The organism is Mastigocoleus testarum BC008 (genome assembly GCF_001456025.1).
GTDB classification, from domain to species: domain Bacteria; phylum Cyanobacteriota; class Cyanobacteriia; order Cyanobacteriales; family Nostocaceae; genus Mastigocoleus; species Mastigocoleus testarum.
Window position 1 is genome coordinate 59,286 of record NZ_LMTZ01000137.1, and the last position, 9,581, is coordinate 68,866.

8 protein-coding genes and 1 pseudogene are annotated in these 9,581 nt (G+C 35.1%); 3 read left to right on the forward strand and 6 right to left on the reverse strand.

Annotation, left to right across the window (positions count from 1 at the left end; translation table 11 throughout):
• The first annotated feature begins 119 nt into the window (after nucleotides 1-119).
• The gene (locus BC008_RS36550) at nucleotides 120-2,570 is read left to right on the forward strand and encodes a CHAT domain-containing protein (RefSeq protein WP_027845652.1); all 2,451 of its coding nucleotides are present in this window, start codon (nucleotides 120-122) and stop codon (nucleotides 2,568-2,570) included.
• A 2-nt stretch (nucleotides 2,571-2,572) separates the two neighbouring features.
• On the opposite strand, the gene BC008_RS36555 is transcribed toward BC008_RS36550, so the two are convergent.
• The 4 genes and pseudogenes from BC008_RS36555 to BC008_RS52845 form a co-directional block, all read right to left on the reverse strand.
• The gene (locus BC008_RS36555; RefSeq protein ID WP_027845651.1) at nucleotides 2,573-2,911 is read right to left on the reverse strand and encodes a hypothetical protein; all 339 of its coding nucleotides are present in this window, start codon (nucleotides 2,909-2,911) and stop codon (nucleotides 2,573-2,575) included.
• 261 nt (nucleotides 2,912-3,172) lie between these two features.
• Nucleotides 3,173-3,529, reverse strand: a complete 357-nt coding sequence (locus BC008_RS36560) for a hypothetical protein (protein WP_058183530.1) — start codon at nucleotides 3,527-3,529, stop codon at nucleotides 3,173-3,175.
• Nucleotides 3,530-3,600: 71 nt separating this feature from the next.
• On the reverse strand, nucleotides 3,601-5,265 hold the full coding sequence (locus BC008_RS36565) for a protein kinase domain-containing protein (protein WP_072207710.1): 1,665 nt from the start codon (nucleotides 5,263-5,265) through the stop codon (nucleotides 3,601-3,603).
• A gap of 144 nt (nucleotides 5,266-5,409) precedes the next feature.
• Nucleotides 5,410-5,487 (reverse strand): annotated as a pseudogene (locus tag BC008_RS52845) (4-Cys prefix domain-containing protein); the annotation flags it as partial.
• 307 nt (nucleotides 5,488-5,794) lie between these two features.
• On the opposite strand from BC008_RS52845, the gene BC008_RS36570 reads away from it, so the two are divergent.
• Together BC008_RS36570 and BC008_RS36575 are read left to right on the forward strand one after the other, a co-directional pair.
• Entirely contained in the window at nucleotides 5,795-7,138 is a 1,344-nt protein-coding gene (locus BC008_RS36570; RefSeq protein WP_027845649.1) for an NB-ARC domain-containing protein, read from the forward strand.
• Nucleotides 7,139-7,241: 103 nt separating this feature from the next.
• On the forward strand, nucleotides 7,242-8,234 hold the full coding sequence (locus tag BC008_RS36575; protein WP_036267432.1) for a hypothetical protein: 993 nt from the start codon (nucleotides 7,242-7,244) through the stop codon (nucleotides 8,232-8,234).
• A gap of 204 nt (nucleotides 8,235-8,438) precedes the next feature.
• Here the strand turns inward: BC008_RS36575 and BC008_RS51825 are convergent, their stop codons facing one another.
• Together BC008_RS51825 and BC008_RS51830 are read right to left on the reverse strand one after the other, a co-directional pair.
• Nucleotides 8,439-8,966, reverse strand: a complete 528-nt coding sequence (locus BC008_RS51825) for a hypothetical protein (RefSeq protein ID WP_235595852.1) — start codon at nucleotides 8,964-8,966, stop codon at nucleotides 8,439-8,441.
• Nucleotides 8,967-9,062: 96 nt separating this feature from the next.
• Complete coding sequence (locus BC008_RS51830) at nucleotides 9,063-9,209, reverse strand: hypothetical protein (protein WP_235595853.1); 147 nt, start codon at nucleotides 9,207-9,209, stop codon at nucleotides 9,063-9,065.
• Nucleotides 9,210-9,581 lie beyond the last annotated feature (372 nt).

The following is a 9,581-nucleotide window of genomic DNA, read 5'->3' on the forward strand; positions in this document are numbered from 1 at the left end:
AGTATAAAGGTTCCAAGAGTTCAGACTATCTTGTAAGCGAAACGCTGATATATGGGTTGTTTTGCCATTTTTGCCAAAATTTTTCTAGGCTCTTATTTTGGCAAAGGCATTGATTTTTAATGATAATTTTAATAGGGTATACATTACCGACATCAGCAAGTATAGATCTGAGTGTGAGTGCTAGGAAGCTTACCCAAAAAGGGCATAAACAATTGCAACAGGGAGAAGGGCAAAAAGCACTAAATACTTGGTCGGAAGCTTATAAAATTTATCAGCAATTAAATAATTCCGATGGTGAAACTGGCTCCTTGATCAACCAAAGTTTAGCACTGCAAAGTCTAGGTTTATATACACGTAGTTGTGAAACTTTGATTACTGCTTTGAAACTGGAAGATAAAACTTGGATTTGTAGTGGGAATCAGACTAAAGTTAAACAGCAACAGGAGTTGATGAATGCATTACAAAAGCAATCAAGGGGAAAAACTCAAATTCTGGGATTAAAGAATTTGGGTAATGTTTTACGGCTAATTGGCAAGCCGGAAATATCTGAAATTGTATTGAAAGAAGCCTTGGTAATAAGCAAAAGTTTTTCAAAAGAATTGCAAAATAGTCTTTTGTTGAGTTTAGCTAATACGGAGCGTACTAGTTACCAAAAAGCATCAAATAAATATCAGATTACTGAGGAGCCTGTAGGAAAAAAAGAAGCATTAAATCAGGCTGAATCTAGATTTATTCAAGCATTAAATTATTATCAACAAGTCAAAAGTACTGGCAATAAAAAATCTGATACTGAGCTATTAGCTCAACTGAATCAATTAGATTTATTATTAGAGCAGTTTTTCAAAAAGAAATCAGTAATTTTTGATAATTTAAAAATATCAAATAACCAGCAAAGTATATATGATTTGACGAAGAAATTATTGGTAGCCAATTTTGGAAAGTTACAAACTAATAAGTCTATTTATGCTAGTACTCAGTTTTCAGATATTCTAATTAAAATTGCAGCTAATGAAGACTTAAGCCGGATTTTTACAAATGAAAAAATAAATCTATATAATGCAGCTTTAAATATTGGATTATCTGCCTTGGATAAAACTAATAATAAAAGAGCAGAATCTTTTACGAAAGGAACTGTAGGTAAAATTTACGATAATTTGGGGCAACTGGAAAAATCAGAAATATATCTAGAGGAAGCTTTGGGGTTAGCTCAGTCAGTAAGAGCATGGGATATTGCCTACCAATGGCAACAGGAATTAGCTCGCCTGTATCAAAAACTAGGAAAATTTGACCGGGCAAATAAAGCTTATGATGCTGCAATTAAGAGTATTGAGCAAGTTCAAAGTAGTAGTTTATCAGCTAATCCCGAATTTAAATTTAATTTTAAGGATAGAATAGAAGCTGTATATAAACAATATTTAAATTTACTTCTATCAAGGGAAAAACCAAATTTTAATCAAATAATTCAAGTCAAGCAGAAGTTACAACTAGCTGAAATCAAAAATTTTTTACAATGTAATTATTTACCTACCTTTGAAAAAGAAGTTTATACAAATGATACTAATAATTCAAAAGTACTTCCTATCATCTATATTTTTCAGATAAAAAACCAAGTAGAGATAATTATAAAAACTAAAGATAATTTGTTTTTTCGTCATACAGCAAATTTTTCAGAAATAACTTCTGGTATTGATGATTTGATAAATTTGTTACAATCACCAGACTTTTTAACTATTTCTGAATCAAGATTTTTAACTTACTCCCAAAATATCTATGATTTACTGGTTTTACCAATTAAAAAATATTTACCAGATGAAGGTGAGTTGGTATTTGTATTAGATACCTATTTCCAGAATGTTCCATTTTCTTTACTGCATGATGGTGAAAGATATCTTTTAGAAGATTATGCTATTACAGTATCTTTAACTTCTAAAACAGCGCCTTTAGTTACAGAGAATTTAAAAGTACTAGTTGCTGGTTTGTCCCAAGCCAATACCAATTTAAAGCATCCCTTGTTTCCAGGAAATATAACCCCTTTACCTGAAGTAAATACTGAAATATCTTATATAAGAAATAATACTACTGAGGTTATAGAATTAATTAATGCAGGTTTTACCAGCAATAACTTCCAGGAATCGATGGTAAAAAGAAGAAAAGATTTTCCTTTAATTCACATATCGACTCATGGACAGTTTAGTTCCGACCCACACAAGACTTTCATCTTGGCTTGGGATAAACCAATCAATGTTAGGGAATTCGAGAATCTACTGAAAAATAATCCCAGTCCTATTGATTTACTTGTTCTGAGTGCTTGTCAAACTGCGAAAGGAGATAAGCGTTCAGCTTTAGGTATCGCTGGAATGGCAGCTATGGTTGGCGCACAAAACACCCTGGCAACTTTGTGGTTAGTCAATGCTAAATCCACTTCAGAGTTAATGGGAGATTTTTATAAGAATTTGAATAATGGACTGAATAAAGCACAAGCTCTAAGACAAGCACAGTTAGCGCTTTTGAAAAACCCCAAATATTCTCATCCTTATTATTGGTCTCCATTTATATTAGTTAGCAAATAGCTTTACTGCTGCTGTATAGTCTTCTCTAATCCTTGTTGCGCTAGTCTTTGCTCAGCTTTGTTAGCATTTTCTTGAGCTAGACTTTTCGCTTTGACATAAAGGGGTCTTGCTTTTTGTGGAAATCCAGCCTGTAAATAGCGATCGCCTAACAAGCGATGAAGAGTTGGATCGTTAGTAGAAGCATCAATTCGCTTTTGCAAAACCTGAATTGCCTGTGTAAGCAAATCTTGTGACATAAAGATAGTATCAAGATCGCGAGCTTCTTGATCTGGAGTTAGGTTAAGACTCTGAACTTGCTTTACAGTATCATTGATTTCTTGTGCTTCCTGTTGGGATGTCATTATTAGGATAGTAGAATCTACAGCAGTAGGAGAACCACTCTGATTAGTAATTACATCTAATTTATAAATCTTCCCGTATTGTAGTGGAGGTTGATTCTCCGGATAGGTAAGTTTATTTTTTGAAGTATCTTTAGACCAATGAAGCCCATGACCTTTGAGAATAACTGTATATTTGCTTGAATTAGAAACTGGTAGCCAGGATATTAAAGGTTGCCGATTTAAAATAATGTTCCCGTAAGGATTAGTGATTATTGGTTTTTCTCAATTTGTGGTTTGCGTTTTGGTTCTGGAACAGTTTCTTTTATTATTAGTTGCACATTTACCTAACTCTGTTGGTTTGACACATTTATCTGCTGTGTCATCAACTAATCCCTCTCCAAGAAGCAATATCTTTTTATTTGGGTAACACAAGATTTTTACTGTTCCTGATCTGGGATGTATGCGATCGCCAGGAAAAATCGAACTTCCTTCTTCTTTGTTGCGATCACCACTTAATATTCTTCCAATAGGATTAGATCTAACGAATTGGTGATGTTTGGAGATTTGTGTTTGAGCTTGGACTGTATTTGTAAAAAAAATGAGTATGAAAGTACTGTAAATGAAATTACGGGACAGCATAAAGACTAAAAAAACTTGATATGAAAAAGAAGTAATATAGTTATAATTGCTTATGACATGAACTTATGCAGTTAAAGAATTTTTCGTAAAATCTTTTGTCTCCAGCCTTGAACTTCGGGCAAGCTGGAGTTAAGTATCAAACAAGCCTCCCAGGATAATTTAGCATCCAAAGCTAAATTTAATTGTTCTTGGGTTTGAGCTAATAAGCAGTAAGCTTCTGTTTTTTGCGGGTCAATCTCTAAAGATTTCTGCAAATGAGTTTGGGCTTGAAGGTATTTCTTTTGACCGAACAGTGCCCATGCTAAATTTTTTTTTAAAGTCGCTTGAATATGTTTATGATCGGGTTTATTTAAACCTTGTAATGCTAATTTATCTAAACCTTGTAATGCTAAAGACTCTGCATTCTTATAATTGCCAGTTAAATTATTTAATCTTGATAAGCTGTTGATAGCTCGAACAGAATTATTTTTACTTTTTTTCAAAGCTATTTTATAGTAGTGTGCGGCTTTATCATATTGCTCTTGATCATCATAAAAGCTTCCCAAGTTGTAATGAATAATCCAATCATTAGAATTCAATTTTAATGCACGGGAGTAACTATCATTTACGCATTTAAAGTCTGCAAGTTGCTGACAAACTAATGCTAGGTTGCTATAGACAGCAATATCATTTTTGTTGAATTTAATTGCAAGCTCGTAATATTTTCTGGCAATTTCAGGTTTAGAAGAATTACGGAAAGCTTTCTCAAAGTAGAAACTAGAGATAGATTTATTAATATTTTGATTAAAAGAAATAGCCAAATTAAAATTTTGTTTTGATTTTATGAATTTATTTTCGGTTTCAGCTTTCTTGCCTTGCTCAAAGAAATAGTTTGCAAGAATAGGTTTTAATCCATAGTAAACAGCAAAAATTGTTAAAAAACTTAATATAGAAGCACCGATTTTAAAAGCTTTTGATTTAACTACTCGATAAATTTTTGATTTCAAAGGTAAGCGATTTAACCGCTCAAGAATAACTTCAGTAGTTTGTGGACGTTTACTCACTAATTCTGACTGCAATTCGTCAATCAGATTGGCAAATAATTTATCTATCTGAGGGGCTTTGTCTCTCCAAATAATCTGTCCTGTTGTTTTGTCAATCGGTAGATTGTTTAAAGGGGTCGCTGTTAATAAATACACAAAAGTTCGCCCAAGAGCATAAAAATCTGATTGAGGTATTGCTCTACCATTAAATTGCTCAATTGGCGTATAGTTTGGTGTACTAACAACGGTAATCTCGTATTTACTGGTATCTATAAAAGTATCGCTGGCACCACCATTTACCTTTATTTTTGTCATATAAGTATCAGTGATTTGTCTGGAGGCACCAAAATCAATCAGAGCTAATTTTCCATTTGGTTGGCAGATGATATTGGAAGGTTTGATATCCCTGTGGAAAAATTCGCTTTGATGTACGCGATCGAGAATCTTCACTAGTTGCTCTAGCCAATCTAAAGCAAGTTTGCTAGTAAGTTTACCATTCACCCTTATGTATTCATATAGATTCAAACCTTCAAATTTATCCATAACTAAACAACGTAAAGTTATGGAAGTGCCAGCGGGAGTTATGGGAGTAAAAGTAAAAAAATCGTCAATAGTGCTTTTAGGAATAGATGGGTGATTAAGTAATCTTAAAGTTTTGCTTTCCCGTTCAAATAACTCAACTAACTTAGGCTCGCTCCACTTCAAAATTTTCATGATTCTCTTTCTAGGTCCTGGGTCCCACTTAGTTCCTAAGTCTGTTACCTCGAATATCTCGGTTGTGTAACTAAAGGGATCTTTTTTCAAATCCCTGAGGGGTTTTGTCAGATAAATACGATTGTTGATTAATAATTCGTTACCACAACTCAGACATGTAGATTGTGTTCTTGAATCTGGATTTTCTCTGTTATCACATAGGGGGTTAATACAATAGAGCACACTCAAAGACCTTGTTTGTTAGTACAGAGTACTAATTTTAATAGTATTGCAAAATTAGAGATATACCAGAATTGCATGCTCGTTAGTGATATTTTGGTATTTCCAAGGATGGAATAAGTAGGCTGGCGAGAAACGCGCCTAGTGGCGAACGGTTTTTTATGCCCATGTACTTATCGCAGAAACCAGCTTTAGGCACAAGAATTTTTTGTCTTTGTTTATCTATCTAAAGATATATTTTATCTAATAGGAGATATTAAAAAGAGACATAATAATCTATTATTTCAATAATTATTTTAAAAATAGAGTAATGAACTCAAGCAATAACTTTCTATCGTATGAGGATACTTTAGATAAATTCAATATTTTACTAATTTCAAAGAGAGGTAAGCCTTTAACAAAAGCTGAAACAGTTCTTGTCAGAGGGATTTACCATGAACAAAAGTATTCAGAAATTGCAGATAACTCTGAATATAGTTACAACTATCTACAAACAACCCTAGGCCCTAAGTTTTTTAAGCAACTTACAAGAATTCTTGGTGAAGGAGAAATCAACAAAAACAGTTTGAAGATTTTTCTTGATAAGTTAGCTGGAAAAGTTAAATGTGAAAAGCTTTCTCAAGAATATTTAAATAAAATTATAGGTGGAACACTACCCAGTCTTTCTGACTTTTATGGTCGGACTGCTGAAATATCTCAACTTAGGGAAAAGATCATCATTGAACGCAATCGTTGCGTATCAATTATAGGAGTTGCAGGTATAGGTAAGTCCACTTTAGCAGCTCAACTGCTGGCAAGTATTAGCTTAGAGAAGCAAGTAAATTTTAATTGCTTTGTTTGGAAATCTGTTCGTCATCGACCACCACTGCAAGACTTGGTGATGGAGCTACTGGCTATGGTTGATCCAGCACATAACTTTTCAGGTTTACCTGACAATAACAGTTCTAGGGTCAGTGCTCTTCTCAAAGTTTTGCGAAAGAAGAATTGCTTGATCGTACTAGATGACTTTTCTTTTCCAGATACTGATACCTCTTACCGAACCTTTGTACAGCGCTTGGCAGAAGAAGAACATCAAAGCTGTTTTGTATTTACTACTAGGGAACTTCAGTGTATAACCAAAGAGCTAATACTGTATCGTCCAATAGATTGTATTAGATTAGGAGGCTTAGACAATGCTGCAGCAATGCAGATGTTATTTGATCTTGGTTTAAAGGATAAAGATGCCTGTGAGCAATTAGTCATAAAATATCGCGGTAACCCCTCCGAACTTAAAGAATTAGCACATCGAATACATAATATATTTGGTAATGAAAAAGCATTTTTCCAAAATCCTACTACTCTTGTAAGCCGTAAGTTTTCATTAATGCTTGATGAGATGTTTACTGGGACTTTGACCCAATTGCAAAAACAAGTTTTGCAATATATAGACACAAAAACCAACGAATTAACTTCGATTAAGATAAGTAAACTCTTAACAGACTTGAAGAAAAATACAGGAATTGACTCTATTTCAGAAATAGTCAAAGCAATAGAAAAACTTGAAGAATACTCTTTGATTGAAAAACAGAAATCTCCTGAAGATAAGGAAACTAGTTTCACGCTTCAGCCCATTATTAAGAAATATATCAAAACAAAATCTTTGGCATTGGACTAAGTATCGTCCAACAAAAGGACACCAATCAAATAAAAGATAGATTTTAAATCTATAAAATCTAAAATCTATCTAACTAAATCTATTTAATCTATCTAAATTTACCATGTTAACTTTAGAAGCTAAATCCATTACGTTACAAGAAGAAAATTTTTCTGTAAATCACTTTGCAGAAGATGAGCTTGCAGTCGCTTGTCAATTATGGGAAGAAGCGACGGATATGTTGTTGCAAGCGGGTAGAATCTTGTCTCAAGTCAAAGAGAATACAAAGCGTAAATTCACAAAACTTATCTCGTCAGCAGGATTAGAAAAAGGGCCAGTCAACAAACTAATTAAGGTGTCTGCGATTACTGACGAAATTCCAACAGTAGTAGCCCGTCGTTTAGGGGTAAGCATGCTGAGTCAATTGGCTCAACCCAAGAATAGAAATATTTTGGGAACAATAGAGCCATCAGATACTCAAATATCTATTGCACAAAAAATTAAAGAGAATCGACTTCCAAGTATACCAACTTCAAGAGAAGGTGTAAGGCTTACTGGTAAAAAAGGCAGAGAAAGATTGAGAATAGATATTCCTGGATGTGCAGAAGCTCGAGATATCTACGAAGAATTTAAAGCAACAGGGTTAAGTGCTTTGGAGTGGTTGCAGAATCTGCGTAAACAACCAACAATTAAAGAAGTTTTACAGGAAGAAGTAAAGAACTCCATACTAGAACTGCCAGAGCCTTGGAAAGTATTCCCCCAACAGTGGCAGCATGAAGGTAAAGATTGCTCTTACGATGTAGTCAATGGGGAAAAGACTATTTGCTGGGGCGATTTTAAGACCAAGATTACAGATGAATTAGCAGCTAAATATATCAATCCAAGAAGCTTCCTAGACTTTGAGCTTGTGCAACCAGGTGCAACCGTAAGAATCCAGGCTTCCAGTGGAGACAGAAGCTGGAATGGTTTTCAGGCATACATCCAAGAGATTAACGGCAACAAAGCAAAAGTATGTCTGCAAGAGGATAACAAGGAGAAGGTTTTCAGTATGAGTGACTTGAGAATCATAAAACCTTCTCCTGTAAATTGGTCGGCGGTTCAATCAGACTTTAAGTAAAGGGAACAGGGAACGGGGAATAGGGAACAGTGATGCATAAGCCTGCAGCGACGGCTCCGCAAGAAGGTAGGGGCTTTGAACCGCAACCAAAGCCTATACCACCAAAGCCTTACAGCATAGAGCCTGCGGCGACGGCTTTGCCCGCACAAAAAGGTGTTCACGTAGTGCGTCAATCATGCAAGAAGGTGGGGAGACTTAAACCCACTATTTTCTCACTCTTAACAAGAAACCTGTCGTTCTTCCCTGTTCCCTGTCTTGGTGCGCATTCCCACCCTGCGGGGTGGCTGCACCGGATGGCAACTTACGTTGTTGCGGGGTTCTCCCAGAGGGAGACGCTTTGCGTTCACTGCAAGTGCATCTCACGCAACCGCTGTTCCCTGTCGACTGTTCCCTTCTTGTTAAATTTTGTACAATATCGGAGCCACCTGCATTGTTGCAAAATTTACTACTGATACTATTATTCTTCTTCCTCAATCCATTTAACTGCAAAAGATTGTTGTTATTGGTTTTGTAAAAATCAGTATGCAATGCTACTTCCAAATCCAATTCAAGCACTGGATACTTTCTATTGCTCAGGATAATAGCAATTGCTGGATCATCACTCTGTGAAATTACACTGGCAGGATGGATATACTTGAGATCAAAGGGTTGATTTTCCAAGACATCCTTGAAGTAGAAATACACATCTCTCAGATAAATACCTGTTGATTGGTCGCCGAAATCTGCGTGCATTTCCTTGAACTTATGGTAGGAAGTCATGCACCATTTTTTGGAGTGCTCCAAAGATCTAGGGGCACCATGATGACCACAAACTGCTGGAGGTCATTCTCACAAAGCACCCGCGACTATAGATGTTAAATCAGGAGCAAAGTTATCTGCTACGACCATGACATCAAAGCCTGCCTCCCTTAAACAGATTACAGTCGTGAAACCGCTTACCCCTGCCCCGATAACCAAAATGTTTGCGTTAGTCATTGGTATTGGAAGTGTGGGGAGTGTGGGAGGAAATAACAAAAAGTATAAAGGGGTTTTAAAAATCCGATGTAATACAAGTAGCTAAAATAAAATTAGTTCGGGATAAGTTCAAACTTTGATTATGTGATTACTTAATTTTGGTAAATTTTTATATGTCTATGTTGTGTCAACCATTAATTGTTGAATAAACATCCTTAACCCGAACTAGCTTCCGCCTTCAACTACTATACTTAATAGTTTTTCCTCATTATTTGGCAGGTAATTTTATACTTGCACGAACTTTGTTAACCCATCTTCCGCACTCTAACTGTCACAATCGGTAATTACTTAAATAAATCAATAATAAAAGAGTAAAAAAGTACTTTTTACCAC